At 65.3% G+C, this 23,284-nt stretch carries 21 protein-coding genes; 3 read left to right on the forward strand and 18 right to left on the reverse strand.

What is annotated here, in order from left to right; genetic code table 11:
* Positions 1 to 47 precede the first annotated feature (47 nt).
* Positions 48 to 593: a carboxymuconolactone decarboxylase family protein gene (locus ACYQ7X_RS13435; protein ID WP_459697548.1), complete on the reverse strand. Its 546-nt coding sequence runs from the start codon at positions 591 to 593 to the stop codon at positions 48 to 50.
* A gap of 63 nt (positions 594 to 656) precedes the next feature.
* Between ACYQ7X_RS13435 and ACYQ7X_RS13440 the strand changes: the two genes are divergently transcribed.
* Entirely contained in the window at positions 657 to 1,619 is a 963-nt protein-coding gene (locus ACYQ7X_RS13440; RefSeq protein ID WP_459697549.1) for a LysR family transcriptional regulator, read from the forward strand.
* A gap of 73 nt (positions 1,620 to 1,692) precedes the next feature.
* Here the strand turns inward: ACYQ7X_RS13440 and ACYQ7X_RS13445 are convergent, their stop codons facing one another.
* The 17 genes from ACYQ7X_RS13445 to ACYQ7X_RS13525 form a co-directional block, all read right to left on the reverse strand.
* Positions 1,693 to 3,225, reverse strand: coding sequence for an amidase (locus ACYQ7X_RS13445; RefSeq protein ID WP_459697550.1), 1,533 nt, complete (start codon positions 3,223 to 3,225; stop codon positions 1,693 to 1,695).
* A gap of 14 nt (positions 3,226 to 3,239) precedes the next feature.
* Complete coding sequence (locus tag ACYQ7X_RS13450; protein WP_459697551.1) at positions 3,240 to 4,640, reverse strand: amidase; 1,401 nt, start codon at positions 4,638 to 4,640, stop codon at positions 3,240 to 3,242.
* Between the two features lie 40 nt (positions 4,641 to 4,680).
* The gene (locus tag ACYQ7X_RS13455; RefSeq protein ID WP_459697552.1) at positions 4,681 to 6,195 is read right to left on the reverse strand and encodes an amidase; all 1,515 of its coding nucleotides are present in this window, start codon (positions 6,193 to 6,195) and stop codon (positions 4,681 to 4,683) included.
* 68 nt (positions 6,196 to 6,263) lie between these two features.
* A complete protein-coding gene (locus ACYQ7X_RS13460) occupies positions 6,264 to 6,971 on the reverse strand; it encodes an ABC transporter ATP-binding protein (RefSeq protein WP_459697554.1) in 708 nt (235 codons plus the stop codon).
* Positions 6,968 to 7,687, reverse strand: a complete 720-nt coding sequence (locus ACYQ7X_RS13465) for an ATP-binding cassette domain-containing protein (RefSeq protein WP_459697555.1) — start codon at positions 7,685 to 7,687, stop codon at positions 6,968 to 6,970. Before ACYQ7X_RS13465 ends, ACYQ7X_RS13460 begins: the two co-directional genes overlap by 4 nt.
* Positions 7,684 to 8,718 carry a branched-chain amino acid ABC transporter permease gene (locus tag ACYQ7X_RS13470; protein WP_459697556.1) on the reverse strand — a complete coding sequence of 345 codons (1,035 nt, stop codon included), beginning with the start codon at positions 8,716 to 8,718 and terminating at the stop codon, positions 7,684 to 7,686. Before ACYQ7X_RS13470 ends, ACYQ7X_RS13465 begins: the two co-directional genes overlap by 4 nt.
* Positions 8,715 to 9,581, reverse strand: a complete 867-nt coding sequence (locus ACYQ7X_RS13475; protein ID WP_459697557.1) for a branched-chain amino acid ABC transporter permease — start codon at positions 9,579 to 9,581, stop codon at positions 8,715 to 8,717. Before ACYQ7X_RS13475 ends, ACYQ7X_RS13470 begins: the two co-directional genes overlap by 4 nt.
* Before the next feature lie 14 nt (positions 9,582 to 9,595).
* On the reverse strand, positions 9,596 to 10,870 hold the full coding sequence (locus ACYQ7X_RS13480) for an urea ABC transporter substrate-binding protein (RefSeq protein WP_459697558.1): 1,275 nt from the start codon (positions 10,868 to 10,870) through the stop codon (positions 9,596 to 9,598).
* A 25-nt stretch (positions 10,871 to 10,895) separates the two neighbouring features.
* Positions 10,896 to 11,525: an ANTAR domain-containing response regulator gene (locus ACYQ7X_RS13485; RefSeq protein ID WP_459697559.1), complete on the reverse strand. Its 630-nt coding sequence runs from the start codon at positions 11,523 to 11,525 to the stop codon at positions 10,896 to 10,898.
* Complete coding sequence (locus ACYQ7X_RS13490) at positions 11,522 to 12,667, reverse strand: transporter substrate-binding domain-containing protein (protein ID WP_459697560.1); 1,146 nt, start codon at positions 12,665 to 12,667, stop codon at positions 11,522 to 11,524. Before ACYQ7X_RS13490 ends, ACYQ7X_RS13485 begins: the two co-directional genes overlap by 4 nt.
* A gap of 399 nt (positions 12,668 to 13,066) precedes the next feature.
* On the reverse strand, positions 13,067 to 13,885 hold the full coding sequence (locus tag ACYQ7X_RS13495; RefSeq protein ID WP_459697561.1) for a M55 family metallopeptidase: 819 nt from the start codon (positions 13,883 to 13,885) through the stop codon (positions 13,067 to 13,069).
* A gap of 19 nt (positions 13,886 to 13,904) precedes the next feature.
* The gene (locus ACYQ7X_RS13500) at positions 13,905 to 15,341 is read right to left on the reverse strand and encodes a serine hydrolase domain-containing protein (protein ID WP_459697562.1); all 1,437 of its coding nucleotides are present in this window, start codon (positions 15,339 to 15,341) and stop codon (positions 13,905 to 13,907) included.
* A 21-nt stretch (positions 15,342 to 15,362) separates the two neighbouring features.
* Positions 15,363 to 16,133 (reverse strand): ABC transporter ATP-binding protein, encoded by a 771-nt coding sequence (locus ACYQ7X_RS13505; protein ID WP_459697563.1) that lies wholly within the window; start codon positions 16,131 to 16,133, stop codon positions 15,363 to 15,365.
* Positions 16,130 to 17,119, reverse strand: a complete 990-nt coding sequence (locus tag ACYQ7X_RS13510) for an ABC transporter ATP-binding protein (RefSeq protein WP_459697564.1) — start codon at positions 17,117 to 17,119, stop codon at positions 16,130 to 16,132. Before ACYQ7X_RS13510 ends, ACYQ7X_RS13505 begins: the two co-directional genes overlap by 4 nt.
* Positions 17,116 to 17,982: an ABC transporter permease gene (locus ACYQ7X_RS13515; protein ID WP_459697565.1), complete on the reverse strand. Its 867-nt coding sequence runs from the start codon at positions 17,980 to 17,982 to the stop codon at positions 17,116 to 17,118. Before ACYQ7X_RS13515 ends, ACYQ7X_RS13510 begins: the two co-directional genes overlap by 4 nt.
* On the reverse strand, positions 17,979 to 18,914 hold the full coding sequence (locus tag ACYQ7X_RS13520; protein WP_459697566.1) for an ABC transporter permease: 936 nt from the start codon (positions 18,912 to 18,914) through the stop codon (positions 17,979 to 17,981). The genes ACYQ7X_RS13515 and ACYQ7X_RS13520 overlap by 4 nt, the downstream gene beginning before the upstream one ends.
* Positions 18,915 to 18,995: 81 nt before the next feature.
* On the reverse strand, positions 18,996 to 20,549 hold the full coding sequence (locus ACYQ7X_RS13525) for an ABC transporter substrate-binding protein (protein WP_459697568.1): 1,554 nt from the start codon (positions 20,547 to 20,549) through the stop codon (positions 18,996 to 18,998).
* 500 nt (positions 20,550 to 21,049) lie between these two features.
* On the opposite strand from ACYQ7X_RS13525, the gene ACYQ7X_RS13530 reads away from it, so the two are divergent.
* The gene (locus tag ACYQ7X_RS13530) at positions 21,050 to 22,072 is read left to right on the forward strand and encodes a LacI family DNA-binding transcriptional regulator (RefSeq protein WP_459697569.1); all 1,023 of its coding nucleotides are present in this window, start codon (positions 21,050 to 21,052) and stop codon (positions 22,070 to 22,072) included.
* Between the two features lie 244 nt (positions 22,073 to 22,316).
* The gene (locus tag ACYQ7X_RS13535; RefSeq protein WP_459697570.1) at positions 22,317 to 23,267 is read left to right on the forward strand and encodes a substrate-binding domain-containing protein; all 951 of its coding nucleotides are present in this window, start codon (positions 22,317 to 22,319) and stop codon (positions 23,265 to 23,267) included.
* Positions 23,268 to 23,284 lie beyond the last annotated feature (17 nt).

Genomic DNA, 23,284 nt, shown 5'->3' on the forward strand with positions numbered 1-23,284 from the left:
AGGGCGCGGACTGGCAGATGACACAGCCTGCCGGTCCGCGCCCTGCTTCAGACGGCCTCGGTCGCGTGCACAACCGGGAAGTCGATGTCGGTCTGCGCGACGACGTTGAGCAGGTTGGTGAAGACGTTTTCTGCCGCGACGGCGATGATCTCGACGATCTGGCCGTCGGAGAAGCCGGCGTCGCGGACGGCCTTGATGTCGCCATCACTGACCTGGCCGCGCTCGCGCACCACCTTGGCCGCGAAGCGCACGGCCGCGGCCGCCTTCGGGTCGCCGGACTCGCCCTTGCGATTGAGGGCGATCTCCTCCGGGGTGATCTTCGCCAGGTTGAGGCCGAGATAGCTGTGCGCCGACAGGCAGTAATCGCAGCCGTTCACCTGTGCCACGGCCAGTGCGATCCGCTCGCGCGTCTTGACGTCGAGCGTCCTCGCCAGCGAGCCGCTGTTGCCGGTGAAACCCTGCAGCGCGGCCGGGCTGGCAGCGATCAGCCTGAACATGTTGGGGACAACGCCGAGCTGCTTATGCACGGCATCGAGGATCGGCTTCGAAGCTTCAGGGACATCGTCGCCGGCGGGGATGGTCAGGCGGGACATGGCTTTATCCTTTGCGAGCCCGAAACCGGGGCGGTTCGTGCTGCTGCAGAGGTAGCTAGTTCCATGCAGGAAGATAATCCGGTATGTTTGGAAAATAAGCTCTCGAAATTTGGAATAATTGTGGACCGGCTCGAAGCCATGACGATCCTGTTGCGGGTGGTGGATTCGGGGAGCTTCTCGGCCGCGAGCCGGGAGCTGGGCGTGCCCCTGGCGACCGTGAGCCGGAAGGTAGCTGAGCTTGAGGCCCATCTGGGGACCAGGCTTTTGACCCGCACGACTCGCAAGGTCACGATGACCGATGCCGGCACCGCCTATGTGGTTTCGGCCCGACGCATCCTCGATGAGCTCGACGAGACAGAGCGTGTCGCGGCTGGCGAATTTCACGCAGCGCGTGGCGAATTGGTCGTCACCGCGCCGGTCTTATTCGGCCGCCTCCACATCCTTCCGGTCATCGCCGAGTTCCTGGCTGCTTACCCCGAGATCAACGTCCGGCTGGTGCTGGCCGACCGCAACCTCCATCTGTTGGACGATCACGTCGATATGGCGGTGCGGATCGGCGAGCTGCCGGACAGCAGCATGGTGGCCACCCGCATCGGTTCGATGCGGACCGTGGTATGCGCCAGCCCGCAGCTGCTGGCCGCCCATGGCGTACCGAGGGCGCCCGAAGACCTGGCCAGCCTGCCCAGCGTCCATTTCGATTTCCTGTCGCTGTCCTCAACCTGGCCGTTCAGGCAGAAAGATACGAAGCGCCATATCGACCTGCCCATCCGGCCGCGTCTCTCCGTCTCCACTGCGGAGGCGGCGGTCTGGGCCGCGGTCCATGACGTCGGCGCTACCCGCGTGCTCCACTATCAATGCGCCGACGCCTTACGTGACGGTTCCCTCCGAATCGTCCTGGCAGACTTCGAGGTCGAACCGCGTCCGGTTCACTTGATGCATGCGGGGCGCGGTGCGCTGCCCTCGAAGATGCGCGTCTTTCTGGATTTTGCCGCGGGTCGGCTGAGGGAGAGGCTGGCCGCACTCTGATCTGTCGGCGCCAGCCCCTTTGGGGTTTCTGCGCAGCTTTGCGCGGTCACACGCATGGCAAAAGCCGAGGCTGCTATCGCTCCGGGGCGTCAAGCACCGGTGCGCGCCGATGCTTCGTCGCTTGCTCGTAAGAATATGCAAGAGCGAGCAGGCGCCCCTCGCTCCATATCGGCCCGACGAAGACGAGGCAGAACGGCGCGCCGGAAGTGTAGTAGCCGGCCGGCACCGTCACCGCCGGCAGGCCGGCGATGTTGATCTCGCTCACCGTCGTCTCGGCGATCGGGATGCCGCTATGGAGGCCAGGCAATTCGCTCCGCATCTGGGGGAAGACCAGCGCATCCAACCGATGCTCGGCCATCACGCGATCGAAGACATCCTGATAGGCTTCGCGCGCCGCGACGAATTCCGAAAGATCGGCCGGCGCGCTTGGGTTTTCGAGACAGGCGCGGAAGGCGGGCAGCGCCGGCATGAAGGAGAGCACACCGCCGGGCGCGAAGGGATTTTCCGCCGCCGTCGCCTTGGCGAAGGCCGCAAAGTCCCGCAGGCTCGCCTGCGGGCCGAGCCGTTCGAGATAGGTCTGCAGGTCGTAGGCGATCGATTCCAGGCCGCGCGCGTCGAAATGCGTCTCGGGTGTTGCGGTCTGGCGCAAGGCGGCAAAGCCGGAACCCGCGAAGGGATCGTCGATCAGCGCGGCGCCTTGTGCGGCAAGCTCGCTCTGCGCAGTCTGGTAGAGCGCCGCGGCCTCTTCGGACAGCGGCTGATCGCGCCAGCCAGGGCCGTAGAGGCCGATCCGCGCGCCGCGCAGCGCCTCGGGCGCGAGGGCCGCTGCGTAGCCGCCCTGGGGGCGGCGGCCGATGCCCGCGACCGTCTTCGGATCCTCCGATGAGTAGCCCGCCAGCACGTCGAGCGTGAGCGCCGCATCCCGCACCGAGCGCGCGATGGGCCCCACGACATCGCGCAGGCCAGAAAGCGGCATGACGCCGGCATTCGGCACGAGGCCGAAGGTGGGCTTGATGCCGACGAGCGCTTGAGCCGAGGCCGGGTTCTGGATCGAGCCGCCGGTCTCCTCCGCCAAGCCCAGCACCGCCATGCTGGCGGCAACCGCGGTTGCCGTGCCGGCGCTGCTGCCACCGGGCAGAAAGGCGCGGCCGGCGGCGTTGTAGGTGGGGCCCGCCCAGCTATCATTCGCGTGGCTGCCGGTATGGCTGAGGACCGGGATATTCGTCTTGCCGAGGATCACGGCACCCGCGGCGCGGAGGCGCGCGACGACGGGCGCATCGCGTGCCGGCATGAGGTCCACGCCGCCGGCGCCGCTATAGAGCAGGCGCCAACCGCCGGTGGTGGGGAAGCCCACCATGTCCATCGCATCCTTCACCACGACGGGCACGCCGGCGAGCGGGCCCAACGCCTCCCCGGCGGCGCGGCGTGCATCGATTGCGCGCGCATCACTCAAGGCATCCGGATTGAGGAAGATGATGGCGTTGTAGCTGGCGTTATAGAGGGCGATGCGGTCCAGGCAGGCTTGTGTCAATGCCTCGGATGTATAATGGCCGGCGGCGAAAGCCTGTTGGACCTCGTCCAGCGTGAGTTCCACGACGTCGAGCATGGGGTTTTCCTCTCTCAGGCCCAGGCGGTGGGGTGGCGATGGTGCCAGTCGGTCACGCTCTGGAAGGCGGTGCCGGCACGCACCAGCAGCGCTTCGTTCCAGAGCGCAGCTGCGAACTGGAAGCCGATCGGCATGCCGGTTGCTGTGAAGGCGCCGGGAAGCGTGATCGTCGGGTGGCCGGACATGTCGAAGGGGCAAGTGAATTTCAGCATTCCGTGCAGCACGCTTTCATTGGCGCCGAATCGCCCGAGGAAATCGAGCGTGGGGGCGGCGATGCTCTGCACCGGCAGGAGCAGGAGGTCGATACCCTTGAAGAGCGCCCGCACGCGGCCCGCGAAATCCAGCCGCCGCAGAACGATCCTCTGATAGTCGAGGCCCGAGACGCGATGGCCTTGCTCGATCAACTCGGCGAGGGACGGGCCATAGTCGCTCTTCCGGTCTGGATAGGTCTCCTGATGCGCGACCGCGACTTCGACCGCGCAGAGCGGAAACCAGTCCCGCACGATCTGGGCCGTCTCCGGGAAGCGGACCTCGACGATGGTCGCGCCGAGTTCGCGCAGGGTGGCCTCTGCCGTCCTCATCATCGCAAGCGTCTCGGTATCGACGCCCTCCGTGGTCCAGTCGCGATCGATGCCGATGCGCAAGCCGCGGATACCGTCTCGCGCGGTCGCCAGATAATCGGGCACCGGCAGGTCGGCCGCCGTTGGGTCAAGCGGATCGGCACCGGCAATCGCGCCCAGCATGGCGCCCGCATCGGCGGCGCTGCGGGCCATCGGGCCGATATGGTCGAGCGTGGGGCTGAGATCGAAAATGCCGTAGCGGCTGACGCGGCCCCAGCTTCCCTTGATGCCGGTCAGGCCTTGCGCCGCGCTCGGGAAGCGGATGGAGCCGCCGGTGTCGGAGCCGAGCGCCCCATAGCAGAGCCCCGCCGCGGTGCCGACGCCGGAGCCGGAGGAGGAAGAGCCGGCCCAGTGGGCAGCGCCGAAAGGGTTGATGGGCGCGGCTACGGAGGGATGGTGATCGGTATAGGCCCCTTCCGTCATCGCGAGCTTGCCGAGCATGATGGCCCCGGCCTCGCGCAGCCGGCGTACCACCGTCGCATCCTCGGGCGCGCGGAAGTTCTTATGGATGAGCGTGCCGGCGCTCGTCGGCGCGTCCTTTGTCCAGCACAGATCCTTGACCGCGATCGGCGCGCCGTGCAGCGGGCCGCGGATATGGCCGGCGGCGATTTCCGCATCGGCCGCGGCGGCGGCGGCGAGCGCGCTCTCCGCCATCACCGTGACATAGGCGTGCAAGGAGCCATCCAGCGCCGTGATGCGAGCGAGCACCTGGCGCGTCGCCTCGACGGCGGTGAGTTCGCGCGCATGGATGAGGCGGGTGAGTTCCAAAAGCTCCAGATAATGCAGATCGGTCATGTTCAGGTCACTCCCCGATACGGCGTTGAAGCGGCAAGGATCAGAAGCTCTTCCAGTCCCCGCTTGCCTCGAAAGCGGCGGCGGCGGCGAAGATGGTGCTTTCATCCCAGTGCTTCGCCGTCAACATCAGCCCCACCGGCAGACCGTCCGACATTCCGCAGGGAATGCTCATCGAGGGATGCCCCGTCACGTCGAAGGGCGCGGTGTTGACGATCATTTCGAAGGCGCGCTGCACATAGAGCGGCAGGTCGGCATCGGCGGGCGGAATCTCGGTGGCCACGATCGGCAGGGTCGGCATGAGCAGCAGGTCATACTGCGCAAGGGCGGTGTCGTACGCCGCGCGCAGCCGGCGCGCGATATTCTGCGCCTTCGCGTAATAGCGGCCGCGGTAATGGCGGGTGAAATACTCGCCGATGAACATCGAGAGCTTGAGCGTGTCGGAGAGGTCGTTCGCGCGCTCGCGCCAGGCGGCATGCATGTCGAGCAGGCCGAGCGTGTACTGGCCCTTCCAGTTGAAGCCCATGCCGTTGCCGCGCATCATCTGCGCCATCAAGCCTTCATTGCCGATGGGTGACCAGATATCCTTGCCGATGCGGTGCATGGGGATGCTGACCTCCTCGACCACCGCGCCCATCTTGCGGAAGCGTTCGGCGGCCGAGCGCACGGAGGCATCGACGCCCTCTTCGCTATTGCTCCAGCCGAAGCCCTCGGTGACGATGCCGATGCGCAGCCCCTCCACGCCCCGCCCCAGCGCTTCCGTATAGCGCGCCGTCCTGCAGCCCGTCTGCCGCGGATCGAGCCCATCCGGCCCCGCCAGCACTTCGAGCATGAGCGCGCAATCGGCGACCGTCGCCGTCATCGGGCCGGTATGGTCGATCGTGCTTTCGATCGGCATCACGCCGGTATAGGGCACGAGTCCCCAGGTGCCTTTCATGCCGTAGATGCCGCAGAAGGCGGCGGGGATGCGGATAGAGCCGCCCTGATCGCCGCCGATTGCCATGTCCACTTCGCCCGCGGCCACAAGCACAGCGGAGCCGGAGGAGGAACCGCCGGCCGAATAGCCCTTCTTCAGGGGATTATGCACCGGGCCGAGCGCGCCGGTATGGCTGCCGCCGGAGAGGCAGAAGGATTCGCAATGCGCCTTGCCCATGATGGTGGCGCCGGCATCGAGCATGCGGGTGACGATCGTGGCGTCCACATCCGGCACGAAGCCTTCGAGCGTCGCCGCGCCATTCATCATCGACACGCCGGCGAGGCAGACATTGTCCTTCAGCACGACGGTCTTGCCGGCGAGCGGCCCGCTCTCGGCGCCGCGCACCTCGGTCTTCACGTACCAGGCGTTGTATTCGTTCTCCTCGGGCAGCGGCTGATAGCCGGGCGTGCGTGGATAGGCGACGCGCGGCTTCTCGTCCGGCAGCGCGTCCACCAGGGCATAGGAGGCGACCGCACCATCCATGAGGGCGCGGAACTGTTCGATCTTTTCGGGCGGCAGGTCCATCCCGAGGCTGGTGACGATGGCCTGCATCTGGGCAAGTGTCGGCCGTTCGACGCTCATGTCGTCTTGCTCCTGAAAACGGATTGAGAGTTGTGGCGTCTCTCTACTGAGAGAAGCGATGTCTTGCCTTACACGTCTATCCCGACGAGTTCGGCCACAAGCTCGGGGTTGCCCACCGCCTCGGGGCTGATCTCGCGGATGATCTGGCCCTTCTGGATGATGAGGATGCGCCCGGAAAGAGCGGTGAGAAAGTTGAGGTTTTGTTCGACAAGAATGAAAGTCACCTCCCGCATGCGGCGCAGCGCCTGGAGGGTTTCAATGATCTCCTCGATGATCGATGGCTGGATGCCTTCGGTTGGTTCATCAAGAAGGATGAGCTTGGGCGCGCCGCAGAGGCAGCGGGCGAGCGCCAGCAACTGCTGCTCCCCGCCCGAGAGCGCGCCGCCCGGGCGATCGAGCAGACGCTTGAGGCGCGGGAACATCTCCAACACCTCCTCGATCGTGCGGCGCTCCTCCGTGCGGGAGAGGAGGCAGCCCATGCGCAGATTTTCATAAACACTGAGGCTGCCGAAGATCTCGCGCCCCTGCGGCACGAAGCCGATGCCGGCACGGGCACGGACGGTCGGCGTTTCCGCTGTCAGATCGCGCCCTTCGAAATGCACGCTGCCGCCGGTTGCCGGCAGATAGCCCATCAGCGTGCGCAAGAGCGTCGTCTTGCCCATGCCGTTATGGCCGAGAATGCCGACGAAGGCACCTTCGGCGACGGTGAAGGTCACGCCTGCAAGGATCGGAATTCGCCCGTAGCCCGAGCGCAGGCCTTGGACCGAGAGCATCATGCCGCGTGCTTCCCGAGATAGACGTCTCGGACCGCTTGATTGGCCAACACGCGGTCGACATGGTCCTCCACCAGGATCCGGCCCTGGTTGAACACCGTGACGGTGGTCGCGATCATGCGGATGAACTGCATGTCGTGCTCGACGACGATGAGGGCCTGGGCGCGGTTGATCTCGCGGATCAGCTCGGCGGTGCGTAGCACTTCCTCGTGCGTCATGCCGGCGGCTGGCTCGTCGAGCAAGATGAGTTCCGGCTCCTGCGCGAGCACGGTCGCAATCTCCACCCATTGCCGCTGGCCATGGGCCAACTGCCCCACCATGCGATGGGCGATGCCGGTCAGGCTTGCACGTTCCAGCGTCTCTTCGGTGATGCGGCGCGCGCTCGCGATCGACTTGCGGCGCCCGGCGGCAATCGCGACATTCTCGCGCACGCTGAGGCCGTTGAAGACGTTCGGCACCTGCGTCTTGATGCCGACGCCGCGCCGCGCGATGTGGTGCGGCTCCGCACCCGTCACGTCCTCGCCCCGCAGCCTGATCTGGCCCGCGCTTGGGCGCAGTTGTCCGGTCAGCATCTTGAAGAAGGTGCTCTTGCCGGCGCCGTTCGGCCCGATGAGGCAGCGGAGTTCCATCTCCCGCAGCGTGAAGTCCACTTCATTGACGGCAACCACACCGCCGAACCGCATGGTGGCGGAACGGGCTTCCAGAAGGGGCGTCGTCATGAGCGGATCTCCACCGCCTGATCTGTTGCGGGGTCGAGGCGCTGTGGCAGGAGGCGGGCGATGCCGCTCCAGAGCACGGGGACGAGGCCCTGCGGCACCAGCAGTACGAAGGCGACGAGCACCAGGCCGAGCACGAGATTGGCGTTGAAGGTTTGCTGGGTGCCGATAATCGAGATGAGATATTCGATACCGAAGGCGCCGAGAATGGGGCCGACGAGTGTGCCGAGGCCGCCGACAAGCACGAAGATCAGAACCTGCGCCGCGCTTGCCAGGCCGAAGATGGTCGGGCTGATGAAGGCGCCCCAGTTGGTGAAGATGCAACCGCCGAGGCCCGCGATGCCGCCGCCCACGGTGAAGACGAGCAGCTTGTAGACCCGTGCATCATAGCCGAGGAGCTGAACCCGCGTCTCGTTCTCCCGGATCGCGACGACGACGCGGCCGAAGCGGCTGGCGAGGATCCAGCGCAGCAGAATATAGACGAGGATCAAGGACCCCATGGCGAAATACCATGTGTCGAGCGGACCGAATGCCGCATCGGGATGGCCGGGCAGGTTGAGCGGCGGCACGTTCGGCATGCCGTTGAAACCGCCGAGTGCTGCCTGGCCGATGGTGTAGAAATCGCCCGAGGTAGAGTTCACCACGTTGAAGAGGATGATGGTGACGGTGAGGGTGATGACGCCGATATAGGCGTCGCTGATACGGCCGAAGAACATGAAGTAGCCGAGAAGGGCTGCGAAGGCGGCCGGTGCGGCGATCGAGAGCAGAACGGGGATCGTGCTATCGCCCATGTTGATGACCGAGACGGCATAGACATAGCCGCCGAGGCCGAAGAAAGCCGATTGCCCGAAGGACATGATGCCGCCGAAACCCCAGATGAAGCCCTGGGAAAGGGCGAAGACCGCCATGGCCGCGAAGACCGTCATCTGCACGACGCCGTAGAGGCCGGTTATCTGCGGCAGGGCAAAGAGCAGCACGAGGCCTGCCGCGACGGTGACGAGGCCGCTGCGCCAGCCGGAGGGGACGCTGTTCACAGGCTCCTCCTGAAGACGCGGCCGGTGATGCCCTGCGGCAGGAAGCGGATCATGATGATAGCCGCCAGCAGCAGCGCCACCTGGCCGAAGACGGGCGTGGTGAGGAAGGTTGCGAACTCGTCGATACTGCCGAAGAGCGCGGAGGCGATGCCGGTGCCAGTGATGATGGCAGGGCCGCCGCCGAGCACGGTGATGAAGGCCCGCGCGATGAAGGCCGCTCCCATCACCGGCGAGACGCCGGAGACAGGCGCCAGCACACCGCCCGCAAGCCCTGCGAAGCCCGCGCCGAGCGCAAAGGTTGCCATGTAAATGCGGGGTGGCGAGACGCCGAGGGCGGCCGCCATGCGTGGATTGCCCATGGTTGCTCGCACCACGAGGCCGAAGCGCGTCATTCGCAGAAGCGCGTAGAGACCGGCGATCGCAAGAACCGCCACCACGATGATGAAGAGACCGTAGAGGCTGGTGCGATAGACGCCGATCGAGAAGGAGCCGAGCGGCGCCGAAATGCCGCGCACCGTATTGCCGAACAGCGAAGTGACGATGCCGATGATGGCGAGGCTGAGCCCCCAGCTCGCCAGCATCGTGTCGATGATGCGGCCGTAGAGGAAGCGGATGAAGCACCGCTCGACCACGAGCCCGAAGAGCCCGACCGCGAGCGGGGAGAGCACGAGCATGGCGATCCACAGATTGACGCCGGCATTCGCCGCAAAGACCGTGACATAGGCGCCGAGCATGACGAATTCGCCGTGCGCGAGGTTTATGATCTTCATCATGCCGTAGATGATGCCGAGGCCAAGGCAGATCAGCACCAGGGTAGCGATGCCCGTCAGCGTGTTAAACAGAAGCAGTCCGCTCAGCGCCATGCCCGGTCTCTCCGTTAGGCTTTCACGTCGATGACGTATTGCTTGTCGGTCCGCGGGTATTTGATGAGGTTGCAGACCGCCGCCGTGTCGGACGGGAACTGGTTTGGGTAGGATTTGAAGACGTCCCAGCTCTTGTTGACGGCTTTCGCCAGATAGGCGTTGCGGATGACATGATGCGTCTGGTGGTCGATCGTCACCTTGCCGGATGGGCCATCAATGGAGATGCCCGTCTCCAGCGCCTTGATCACCGCCATGCGGTCCGTGCTGCCGGCCTTCTTGACGCCGGCCGCCCAGAGCTTGAAGCCCTCGTAGTTGTCGCAGGAAAGCTCGCTGATATAGGGCACCTTCTGGCCGAACTTGGCCTGGATCGCTTGCACGAAGGCCTTGCTCGCCGGGGTGTCGATCTCCTGATAATAGCCGTAGGAGGTGACGATCCCGTCGCTTTCGCTCGCCGCGAGCGTGTGGATCTCATCGACGAGGCCAAAGGTCGTCGACGCGATGGGAATCTTGTGCAGCATGCCGGCCGCTGCCCATTGCCGATAGAAGGCAGTGTGGTTGGAGCCGACGAGTGCTGAGAGCACGACGGAAGGCCCCGCCTGCTGGATCTTGCTGATCGTGGCGCTGAAGTCAGTGACATCGAGCGGGAAGAAATCGACCGACTGCACGGTGCCGCCGTTGTCACGCGTGTATTTCGCCATCCACTTGGCGGTGATCTGGCCATAGTTGTAGTCGGCCGCGATGATATAGGCCTTCTTGCCCCAGGTGTTCATGGCATAGGGCACGAGCTTCTGCACGGTTTGCGCGGGCGTCGTGCCGGTGCAGAAGATGTCGCGGTCGCAGACGCCGCCTTCGTAGAGCACGTTGTAGAAATAGAGGGTGCGATAACGGTCGAACACCGGGCGGATCGCTTCGCGCGAGGCCGAGGTGATGCCGCCATGCACGACGGCGACGCGGTCCTGCAACGCCAGCTTTTGGGCATATTGCGAATAGAGCTGGATATTGGATTGCGTATCGTAGTTGATGAGCTCGATCTGCTTGCCGAGCAAGCCGCCCGCCTTGTTCACCTCATCAACGCCGACCTGGATCGCCTGATACATCCCGAGCCCCGAACTGCCGAGCGGGCCGGAGAGATCGAGCAGACTGCCGACCTTGATCTTGTCTGCAGCTTCCGCGGTGCGCGCCAGGAAGGGCGCGGCAAGCGCCCCGCCCAAAACGGCGGCCGAGTTTTGCAGCAACTGCCGCCGCGACGGCGCCGCGGTCTTGGGATGAGGGGAGTTGAGCTTGTCCATTCGCTATCCTTCGTCTCTGTGACTATCAGGGCTTCGCTCGCAGAGCGGCCGCCGGCGCGGGTGGCGCGGCCTCGGCGTTCTGCAGCCAGATCTCGCAATAGGCCTCGATGCTCAGCCGTTCGCGCATGGCGGCCCGGCGAAGCACCTCATAGGCCTGCTCGTCATCGCATCCTTCGCGTTTCATCAGGGCGAGCACGGCTTTGATGACGAAACGCCGGCCGCTTCGCCGTTGCTCATGCGCGGCGATCTGCCCGCGGAGATGCCGACGCTCCCGGTGCGTGTTGACGGCAAGAAAAATTGCCGAGTAGACGGACGGCCCATAGACCGGCTGGCGCAGAAAGGCGGTGGCGCCGAGCGCCATGAGGGCGCGGAGCCGCCCTGGCGCTTCGACGCCGAGAAGGCCGATCACCGGCACATCCCCGCCGGTTGCGGCTTCGGCGCCGGCAATGCCGCGGGGGTGCAGATCACCCTCGATCATGAGGAGATCGCGCTCCGCATCGAGCTCCCGAGGCCAGCCATCCTCCGGATCATGAAAGGCGATGCTCAGCCCGAGGCGCAGGAGCGCCGCAGCCAGTGGTTGAGCGGGATCGCTGTCGCGGCTGATCACCACGGCGCGGAGACCGCTGAAGTTCTGAACGATACCGGCCCCCGTCATGACACGAGCCTGAGATGGGCGGGCGCCAAGCGTCGTGTGCTATCAACAAGATAGGGATCGGGGCGGACGGGGGCTGCGGCGTCCTCGATGATATCGAACCCGCCATCGGCGCGGGAGCGGCCGATGCGCGGCGTGAGCCAGGCGTGCATTGTGTCGGCGTCGATCATCACGTCACCCTGGGGGGCCTGCAAGCGGAGCGAGGGGACTGCCGCGCGCACGGCAGCGATCTCGTCCGACCCGGCCGCGGCAACCGCCTCGGCGAGGAGGTGGACCGCCGAGAACGCGGCTTCGGCATCGGCGGAGGGGATAGTGCCGAACCGCGCCCTGAAGGCCGCGACGAAGGCCCGGCTTGCCGGCGTTGGCAGAGAGGCGAAATAGACGGAAGAGTTGATATGTCCGTCCCGCGCCGCGGGCTCCACCCCCTGCATCGTCGTTTCGTTGAGATTGCAGGTGAGAAGCGGTATCTCGCGCAGCTGGTCGATCCCCTGGCCGATGCAGGCGGCTCGCAGGCGGCTGATGAAGGCGGATGCCGCCGCGCCGATCAGGGTACAGAAGACGAAATCCGCCCTGGCGCGGATGATATCCTGAACGATGTGGTCCATATCGAGATCGTCGATCGCGACATAGCGTTCGGCGATGACACGGCCGCCGGCCGGGATCAGCGCCTCCCGCAAGACGCGGTTCGTCTCCCAAGCCCAGACGTAGTTGGAGCCGACGCAATAGGCGGTCCGCCCGACATGGCGAAGCGCCCAGGCAGCCAGCGGGAGAACATGATGGTTCGGCGCACCGCCGACATAGATGACGTTCGGCGATGCCTCAAAACCCTCGTAATGGGTTGGATACCAGAGCAGAGCGTCCCTCTTCTCGAAGATGGGGATGACTTCCTTTCGGCTGATCGATGTGTAGCAGCCGACGACGTGGCGGATGCCCTGAGCCAGAAGGTTGGCGGCGTGGCGCGCATAGAGCGCGGGGTCGCAGGCTGGATCCGCCGCAGCCGGCACCAGTCGTACGGGTGTTGCGGGCCTGGCATTGATGTCTTCGACCGCGAGCAGCGCCCCGTGCAGGCTTGCGCGCGCCATCGGGGCGTAGGGACCCGAGGCCGACATAAGGAGGCCGATCTGTATGTCCTGAGCCAATGGCACGCTTTCCAGCTGCCCAACGCGACGGGCTTGTTACGGCGGGGATGGATGTTTTCAGCGGCGGCGGTGCCAGGCGGAACAGCGGCGGCGCGGCAACCTCACTGAGCGCTGTTGCTCGGGTTGCCTAATTTCCATCCTATGTGCGGTGCACAATCTGTCAAGCGCAATCATTAAGCCTAACAATTAGGCAATAATGCACAAAATATCAGCAAATTTCAGCGCGCCTCGGCCGTCACGGACGTGCGGCCCGAGACCCGCGCGAGACCGCCATGACCATAGGCGAGGAGGATGGCAAGTGAGCCGCACCCGCTTTCCCCGAGGCCGAGAGACACCCGCCAGTCGACGCATCCGCGCCGCGACCCTGAGCGGAGGCGCAGCCTGCAGGATCGGGCCGAAACCGGCTTAGCGGAGAGCCGCCGACATCGCGGAAAGCGCGTTCATCCAGCCGATCGCCTCGGCCACGGAGGAGATGGCGAAGCGGATTGTAACCGCATCCACCCGTTCGGCGGGTGGGAGCGTCTCGGCAAGGTCCGCCATCGCGGGATCTGCCATGGCGAATTCAACGCTGCTCGGCCGTTCGATCACGAAGGGCCGCGCCAGCGGCGCCTTCTTCAGCGCGGCTTCTGCGCCGGTGCGGATCGCTTCGCGTGCCGCGGTGATGGAGAGGGACCGCGCCGCGCGGTTCCCAAGCGCGGTTTTGACGGTCACGAAGGTCGCGCCCGGAAAGAGCGGCCGGTTCTCGGCAGCGCATCGGTCATCCCCTGTCACAAGCACGACGGGCACGCCCAACTCCCCCGCATAGGCGCCGTACAGCCCAGGCTCGCCCAGCCTCCGCCCATCGATGCTGACGGAGCGGAAGGCGAAGCCGTTGGTGGTATGCGCGAGCACGCCGAAACCAGACGCCGCGGCATGGTGCCCCACGCAAAACACCGCATCGAAGGCGGCCGTGAGGCCCGAGAACATCGTAAACGGCTTCGGCCTGCCGCTGATGAATTCGGCTTCGGACCTGAGCAGATCCGGCAGGAGATTGGTCATCGGCCCATGGGCGTCGTTGACAAGAATCGAGGTCGCCCCGCCAGCGAGTGCCCCTTCGATCGCGGCATTCGCCTCCTCCGTCATCAGGCGGCGCGCGCGCTCGTACTCGGCGTTACCGGGCGTGCCCTGCTGCGGCGTGATGACGCCGGCCACCCCTTCGAGATCGACGCAGATATAGACCTTCATGCTGCTCTCTCCGCCCGGGCTACCACTGCGACCAATGGTCGATCTTGAAGATCAGCGATTGGATGCGCGCAGGCTCCGGCGGACCGAGCCCGACGAGGCCGATGATGACGCCCGTGGTGCAGGGCACGCGCACCTCGAAATAGCCGAACATCGCGCTATCCGCCGGGCGGATTTCCACCCGCGCGGCATCCGGCGTGCCGAGCTTGGCGCGGAGTTCCGCGAGTTCCGCAGCCCGCTCCGCGTACGGCCGATCCATGGCGACGTTTTCGAGAAAGAGGCGATCGGCCAGGCCATCATCCCAGTTTGTGACGAGCGCGGCAACGCCACGACCGATCGCCGCGATCTCCGCCGGCGCTGTAGGTACCGCTGCCGGCCCGGCACGGTCGATCAGACGCTCCAACGCCGCCGCGACCGTCTTCCACACACCGGAATAAGTTGCGTTTTCAAACCCGACGACGCCGATGCCGGCGGCCGGATTCCAGCGCATATGCGCGCTGAAGCCGGGATAGCCGCCCGAGTGATGCACGGTGAGGCCATGGCGCGCATCCGTCTCTGCGATGAGGCCGAAGCCGTAGCCCTTGAAGAGGAGATCCTCGCCGGGTTCCGGCGCGATCGGGCAATGGATGCGCTGCATCTCCCGCCGGCTTGCGGCCGAAAGCGGGCCGCGCTCGGGGGCATCGGCGAAGGCTTCCGCAAGCCAGGCGGCCCATCGCGTGAGATCCTCACCCGTCGAAATCAAGCCGCCGATGCTGGAAAAAGCGCCAGGCCCCGTTTGCGGAAGGCCGATCCAGGTGCCATTCGATGCGCGATAGCCGGTCGCCATCTGCGCCGGCGGAACTGCCGCATGCTCGAAGCTTGTGCTGTGCAAGCCGAGCGGGTGCAGGAGCGTCTCCGTCACGTAGGTCTGAAACGCCTTGCCGCTTGCCTGCTCCACCACTTGGCCGAGCAGCGCGTAGCCCAGGTTGGAATATTCGAAGCGCGTGCCGGGCACGGTCGAAAAGCGCACGCCGCCGGTCAGGATGCCGAGGAAGGCCTCGCGCGAGAGCGCCTCCTGCCGGTCCGCCCAAGCGTCGTCCGTCGGCAAACCGCCGCTCATGCTCATGAGCATGCGCAAGCTGGGTGCGGCCGGCGCATGCACCGGCAGTGTCGGGCGGAGCGCGGGCACATAGGCGGTGATCGGGTCATCGAGCACGATCTTGCCGGCATCACGCAACATCAAGAGAGCTGCAATGGTGAAGCTCTTGGTGCAGGAGGCGATGCGAAACCGCGTCTGCCGATCGGGCGCCCCTTGCCCGAGCGTCTTGCAGCCGAACCCGCCCTCGAACAGCGCGCCTTCGGCATCGAAGACGGCGAAGAAGCAGCCGGGCGCGCGCGCCTCGCTCACCCGCTTGGCGAAGAGGGCCGTGATCTCGGACTGGATCTGCGTGAAGGCGGGATGGGCGCGGAGTGACGGCATCGGTTGATCCCCGAATTGGTGCTACGGCAGATCGGGCGCGGCCGCCAGAAGCTGCCGGGTATAATCGTGCTGCGGCGCGCCGAAAATCGCCTCGGTGTCTGCCACCTCGACAATCTCCCCTTGATAGATCACGGCAACCCGGTCGCAAAGCGAGCGGACGACGGCGAGATTGTGGGAGATGAAGAGGATCGACAAGCCCATCTCGTCCCGCAGATCGGCGAGCAGGTTGATGATCCCGGCCTGGACGGAGACATCGAGGGCGGATGTCGCCTCATCCGCCACGATCATCTGCGGATCGACCGCGAGGGCACGGGCAAGTGCGATCCGCTGGCGCTGCCCGCCGGACATGCCGGCCGGCCGCACATCGAGCAGGGCGGCAGGCATATGGACGAGACGCATCAACGCCTCGCAGCGGGCGCGCCGCGCGTCCCGCGTCTTGCCGATCCGGTGGACGGCGAGCAGTTCCTCGATCATCTGCCATACCGTCATCTGCGGATCGAGCGAGGCATAAGGATCTTGAAAGACCATCTGGATCGCCCGCCGCTGCGCCCGCGTGCGCCGGTGGCCGAGCACGGTGCCGCCGAAGCTCACCTGGCCCTCATAGCGTTCCTGCAGGCCGACGATCACCCGGCCGAGCGTCGATTTGCCGGAGCCGGATTCCCCCACGAGGCCCAGGATCTCGCCGGTGCCGATGCCCAAGCTCACGTCCCGCAGCGCGCGATGGCCCTCGTCTCGCCGGCGCGTCGCGAAGGTGACGGAGATGTTCTCCGCCAGAAGCTGAGGCCCGTTCACGCTTCGGCCCCGGCGGCGAAGAGCGCCATCTCTTCCTCGGTCGCAGGTGCCGCCTGCCAGCCCGGGCGGATCTCGGCAAGCGGCGGTGCCTCGGCCTGAGAGCGCTCGGTGAGCGGCGGGGCGGAAGAGGCAAGCCCGCGCAGCCGCTTGGCCGGGCCCTTGATGCGCGGCACGGCGGCGAGCAGCGCGCGCGTATAGGGATGCGCGGGTGCTGCGATCATCGCATTCAGGTCGTCCGCCTGTTCCACGATCCGCCCGGCATACATGACGCTGAGCGTGCTGCAGAATTCCGCGACGACCGAGAGGTCATGGGTCACGTAGAGAAACCCGGCATGAAGGTCCTGCTGCAGCTTTTTGAAGAGGGCGAGGATCTGCGCCTGCACCGTCACGTCAAGCGCGGTTGTCGGCTCGTCGCAGAAGATCATCTCCGGGTGGCAGGCGATGGCAGCCGCGATCATCACACGCTGGCGCATGCCGCCCGAGAGTTGGTGGGGATAGGCATCCACCCAACGCTCAGGCTCGCGAATGCCGACCTGCGTCATGAGTTCGACCGCGAATTCGCGCGCCTGGCGCCGCCCCCAGCCGCGGCGCCAGGCGAGGCTATCGACGATCTGGCGGCCGACCCGCATGACCGGATTGAGCGCGACCGCCGGCTCCTGAAACACCATCGCGATACCGGTGCCGCGCACCGCTGTCAGCGACTTCCCGCCATCGGCGAGCAGATCGCGCCCCTTGAAGCGGATCGCCCCGGAGGTGACGGAGACCCCCTGCGGCAGCAGCCCCATCGCCGCCCGCAGCGTGAGGCTTTTGCCAGAGCCGGATTCGCCCACCAGGCCCCGCGCTTCGCCGCGGCCGACGGTGAGCGAGACACGGTCGAGCGCGCGATAGTCCTGCCCTTTGATCCGCGCGGAGACAACGAGCTGGTCGATCTCCAGCAAGGGGGCATTGGCGCCATCGCCGACTGTCTCCGGCCCGCGCCCGCTCATTTCTTGACCCGGAGGAGATTGGCGAGGCCGTCTCCCACCAGCGACAGCCCGAAGCTCGTCAGGATCACGGCGAGTGCCGGCATCACCATCAGGCCGTAATAGCCGCCGGCGAAGAAGGGCTGTCCATCCGCCATCATGTTTCCCCAATCGGGCGTCGGCGGCACGATGCCGAGGCCAAAATAGCTCAGCGTCACGATCACCGTGATATCGGCGACGATATCGCTCATCGCATAGACGATCGCCTGGCTCACGACATTCGGCACGAGATGCCGGAAGACGATGCGCCCGGTGCCGATGCCGCCCACGCGCAGCGCATCCATGAAATCGGTCGAGCGGATCTTGAGCGTTTCCGCCCGCACGATGCGTGCATAGGCGACCCAGGAGACGATCGAGATCGCGGCGAAGATGCTGCCGACGCCGTTGCCAAGGATGAAGACGAGGCTGATCACCAGCACGTAGAAGGGAAAGGCCACGACGGTATCGGCGATACGCATGAGGACAAGATCGAACCAGCCGCCGAAATAGCCGCTGAGCGCACCGATGATCGTGCCGATGACAAGCGGAGCCACCACCGCGGCGGTTGCCAGAAAAAGATCGATCCGCCCGCCATAGAGAATGCGGCTCCACAGATCGCGGCCGAGATTGTCCGTGCCGAGCAGATGCTGCCAGCTCGGGCCTTGCAGCGTCGCGGTGAAATCCTGATCCGTCGGGCTGTAATGGGTGAGCAGCGGCGCGCAGACCGCCATCAGCACGATCGCCCCCACAATCACCAGGCCGATCATCAGATGCAGGTTCCACTCGCGCCGCCGCGGCCGGGCTGCAAGGCGGCGGCCGGGCTTGTCCGTCACCGATACCGTGCTCATTTCACGCGCACCCTCGGATCGCAGAGCCCATAGGCGATATCGGTGAGCAGATAGACGAAGATAACGAGAAGCGCGAAGACGAGCGCGCTCGCCTGGACCACCGGGAAATCCCGGTTGAGGATACCGCTCATCAGAAATGTGCCCATGCCTGGAATCGCGAAGACATTCTCGACGACGAGCGTGCCGCCGGCGAGATAGCCGATCTGGATGCCAAGGATGGAAATGCCGGTGATCGCCGCATTCTTCAGGGCATAGTTGATCCAGACCGACCGGCGGTTGAGGCCCTTGGCCTTGGCGAAATTCACATATTCGCTTGTCAGCGCATCCATCAGCGCGCCGCGCAAGCCCCGCACCAGGAAGGGTACGATCGCGAGTGCGACCGAGAGCGCAGGCAGCACGAGGGAGACGATGTGCTGCGGCAGGCTGTTGCCATAGCCCGCGACGGGGAACCACCGGAGATGCAGGCTGAAAATCGCGATGAGCACCGCGCCTGTGAAAAAAAGTGGCGTGCCCTGCGCGATGGAATTGAAGGCGCGCACCGCGGCATCCACCGCGCCGCCGCGGCTCACCGCCATCCAGATCGCGAGCGGGACGGAGATGACGACGCTGAAGAGTGTGGCCATCGCCATCAGCAGCAAGGTCGGCGGCAGGCGGATCGCGAGCAGGGTGAGGATCGAGTGGTGGAAGAACATCGACTGGCCGAGATTGCCGATGGCAAGGCCGCCCATGAAGGTGAGGTATTGGCGCCATAAAGGCTGATCGAGCCCCCATTGATGGCGCAAGGCCGCGATGGCTGCCGGGTTCGCGCGCGGCCCGAGATAGGTGCGCGCCGGATCGCCCGGGGCCATGTGCATGAGGATGAAGGTGAGCGTCGCCACGCCGAGCACCACCGGGATGAGCAGCAGAATACGCCGCGCGAGAAATTGGATCATGTCAGGCTTCCAGGACAGTCCGCGAACCCAAGCGGCAGCGACCCGCCGGAGCGGCTCCGGGGATCGCCGCGCGCCATAGCCTCACTTCGACATCCACACATCCGCCAGATCGTAATTGCCGGTCACGAAAGGATGGAAGCCATGGACGTTCCCGCCATAGGCATAGATTTCCGGCGTGTAGTAGAGCGGCACGTCAGGCTGATCGGTATTCCACTGCTCCTGCACCTTGTCGTAGAGCGCCTTGCGGGCCGCCTGATCGTTCAGCGTCGCCGCCTGGTCGATCCAGGCATCGATCTGCTTGTTCTTGTAGAAGGAATAGAGCGAGTTCGAGCCGCCGTTATAGGAGCCGACGAAGCGGATGATCTCATCAGGATCGACGATGTCGGTCGTATCATAGCTGAAGGAGAGGTCGTAATTGCCGCTCTGCTGCGCATCATAGGCGGCCGAGGGGTCGAGCGTCTGGATGGTAAGCTTGATGCCGAGCTTGGCGAGCGAGGCTTGCAGAATCTGCGCCTCCGTCTGCTGGTCCGAATTGCCGCTATAGACGGTGATGGTGGAGGAGAAGCCGTTCGGCACGGAGGATTTCGCGAGATATGCCTTCGCCGCCTTGAGATCATAGGGATAGCCCTTGATGCTCTTGTCGAAAGACCAGGAACTTGGCGACATATAGGCGCCGGCCGGCGTTCCGTGGCCGAACAGCACCACCTTCACCAGGGTATTCTTGTCGAAGGCCGAAGCGATGGCGCGCCGCACGTTCACATCGTCAAACGGCTTGTGCGTGTTGTTGATTGAGAGGAAATCCACCCGGCTCGACGGGTAGATGCCGACCTTGACCGCACCACCCGAATTCTGCAGCGCGGAGATACTGGAATAGGCCGGGAACTCGTCGATCTGCGCTTCGCCGCCCTGCACTTCATTCGCCCGCGTATTGCTGTCGGGCACCACCTTGAAGGTGATCGAATTGAGATAGGGCCGCCCCTCGCGCCAGTAATGCGGGTTACGCACCAAGGTCGTGCCGACGCCGGGCGTCCAGCTTTTCAGCACGAAGGCGCCGCTGCCGATCGGATGCTTGGCGAAGTCCTCGGGCTTCATGCCGGCATAGTTGTAGGGCACAATGGAATTGGCAAAAATCGCCATGTCGGACGGCAGCGGGGAGAAGGGCTGCTTCGTCGTGATCACCACGGTGTAAGGGTCGGGCGTCGCGATCTTGGTGATCGACGCATTGATGAAGGAGAAGGGGCTGGAGGGCTTGGATGTTTGCTCCAGCGAGAATTTCACGTCCTTCGAGGTCAGCGGCTGGCCATTGGTGAAGGTCACCCCATGGCGAAGATGGAAAGTCCAGCTCAACCCGTCCTTGCTCTGCGACCATGAGGTCGCGAGATCGGGGCCGACGCCGCTGCCATCAGCCTTTGGCAGCAGCAGGGTGTCGAAAACCTCTTCGATGACCCAGATCGAGGCATTGTCCGTCGGCTGTGACGGAAGGAGTGTGCGCAGTTGCTCGGCGCGGACCATGGTGAGATCGCCACCATATTGCGGCTTGTCCTGAGCCTGGGCGAGGGGCGTGGCGAGGGGGCTCAAGCCGAAAGCCGCTGTTGCAAGGCTCAGGAAGCCCAGTCTGCTTGGAAATCGTCTCATTGTCTTCTGTCCATCGCTGTTGCTGGTCCGGTCCGGGGGGGGGGGGGGAGCGAAGGGCAATGCCCAGGATAAGCGGCATGGCGCGACGATCGCCACCGCCGCATGCCTTATTTGATGAGGCAACCTAAGCTGCGCGTCTGCTCGACGCGCAGCCGAGAATCGGGGTGGGGCGCCTGTTGTGGCAGCAAGATTGGAAAGCCGTTTCATAGCAGTGCCGATTCCTTCGGATCGAGCAAAACCAAGTTGGCACCGATGGCTTTCGCGCGGCAGCCGGAAAGGCGATAGGGCGAAAGCGCTTACGACAAAATTCTTGCCGCGAGAAAAATATCCTGGGGGAGGCGGCGGGCGTCGGTCAAGACATTTCTGATCGGGTGTCCGGTCGCCCCTTCGCTTCGGTCGGCGCGTGGCCTGCCGCGCTTTACCCTCCTTCGCCGCTCCCCTATTCTCGGCGTCCAATATCGACCGGTTCTGCCCAGGCGGCGGGGTCAAGGAGAACTGCCGTGTCGCGCAAGGCGACGATCAAGGACGTCGCGAGTGCTGCCGGAGTGTCGGTCGCCGCCGTATCGCGCTATCTCAACGGCTCCATCCGATTGCCGCCGGCGACCACCAAGCGCATCGATCAGGCCGTCGCTGCCTTGCGTTATGTGCCCAACCCGCTCGCCCGCTCGCTCAGCCGGGGCAGGTCCGATACCATCGGGCTGGTCGTGCCGGAGATCAGCAACCCCTTCTTCGCCGGGCTTGCCGCGGCGGTCGAGACGGCGGCGGCGGAGCACGGTCTCGGTGTCTTGCTGTGCGTCACCCTCAACCGGGTGGATCGGGAACTCGACTATATCCGCAGGCTTGAGCACCGGCAGGTCGATGGTTTGCTTTTCGCGACCAACCATCCCGATGATGGGACTTTGCTGACGGCGCTTGCCGGCCTGCCCGGCATGGTGCTGGTTGACGAGGATATTGCGGGCGCGGAGGTCTCGGGCGTCTTCGCGGAGAATGTCGCCGGAGCTTATGACGCGACCCGCCATATTCTCGCGGCAGGGCACCGCCGCATCGCCATGCTGTCGGGGCCGCCGGGGCTTTTGACGGCGGAGGAGCGGCGGCGTGGCTTCATGCGGGCGGTGAGCGAGGCGGGCGCCCAAGCATTGGCCGTGATGGAGGGCGCCTATACGCGTGAAGCCGGGGAAGCGGCCACCGAGCGGCTGCTGGCGGACCATCCGCAGACGACCGCGATCTTCACCGGCTCGGACGAGATCTTTCTCGGCATGCTGCAAACCTTCCGCCGCCGCGGCATTCGCATCGGCACCGATATCTCGGTGGTGACCTGCGACGACGTCGAGCCTCTCGGGCTTTTCGAGCCGCCGATCACCGCCCTGCGGCAGGATCTCGGGCTCCTGGCGCGGGAGGCGCTGCGTCTGGTCATGCGGGAGATCGCAACGCCGCCGAGCGGGGCGGGCCGCGTGCGGGTGCCGATGGAGCTTCAGGTACGGCAATCCGTGCTGCCGCCGCGCCGCCGGGTGAAGCTCGGCTAAGGCCATCGGCCGGAACCGGCTAAGCGTGCAAATCGGTAAGAGCTAGAAAATCCCGCTTGACGAGCAGCCTATCGCTGCGCCTAGAGTAAACCGATTTACCAATCCGACTTTGCTTGCTGGGCGGCGCTGCAGCACGGCCTGTTCTCCCATCGCTACCTCAGCGCCGCCGCGTGCCTGAAACGATTCACCCATCTCGCCGGCCGCCCATTCCGGCTGGCAGCAGCCCTTGAAGGAACAGGTATCGATGACCGCATTGTCCCGCCGCAGCCTCCTTGGAGGTGCTGCCGGCCTTACCGCGACCGCACTTCTCCCCAGCCTGGCGCAGGCTGCCGAACCGAGCTTCGCCCTCGTGCAGATCAACGAGCAGGCGCTCTTCTTCAACCAGCTCCAGAAAGGGGCGGAGGAAGCGGCAAAGGCTGCCGGCGCCAGGCTCGTCGTCTTCAACGCAAACGACCAGCCGACGGCGCAAAACAATGCGATCGAGGCCTATATCCAGCAGAAGGTGCAGGGCATCGTCGTCGATGCGATCGACGTCAACGGCATCATGCCGGCGATCCAGGAAGCGGCAACCGCCAAGATCCCCGTCGTGGCGGTGGATGCGGTGTTGCCGAAAGGCCCGCAGCTCGCGCAGGTTGGTGTGGATAACACAACGGCCGGCCACATGCTCGCCGAGGTCTTCCTCCCCTATGTCCAGCAGCACATGAAAGGCCATGCGCGCATCGGCGTCGTCGGTGCGCTGAATTCCTTCATCCAGAACCAGCGGCAATCAGCCTTCCTCGATGCCATCAAGGGTCATGCCGGCATCTCGGTCGCCGGTGTCGTGGACGGGCGCAATATCCAGGATACCGCGCTCAATGCCGCCGAAAACCTACTGACCGGCAATCCCGACATCAACGTTATCTACGCAACCGGGGAGCCCGCGCTGCTCGGCGCCATCGCGGCCGTGCAAAGCCAGGGCAAGCAGGACAGCGTGAAGATCTTCGGCTGGGATCTGACGGCCCAGGCGATCGCCGGCATCGATGCCGGCTACGTCATCGCCGTCGTCCAGCAGGACCCGGAAGGCATGGGCCGCGCGGCGGTGCAGGCGCTTCTCACCAAGCTCAAGGGCGGCACCGTGCCGGCGCTGATTCCGGTGCCTGTCACCATCGTCACCAAGGCGAATGTCGACCCCTATCGTGCCGTCTTCAAGGGATGATCGCCGCGGCCACGCCA

The sequence above is a fragment of the Acidisoma sp. C75 genome (assembly GCF_054665095.1).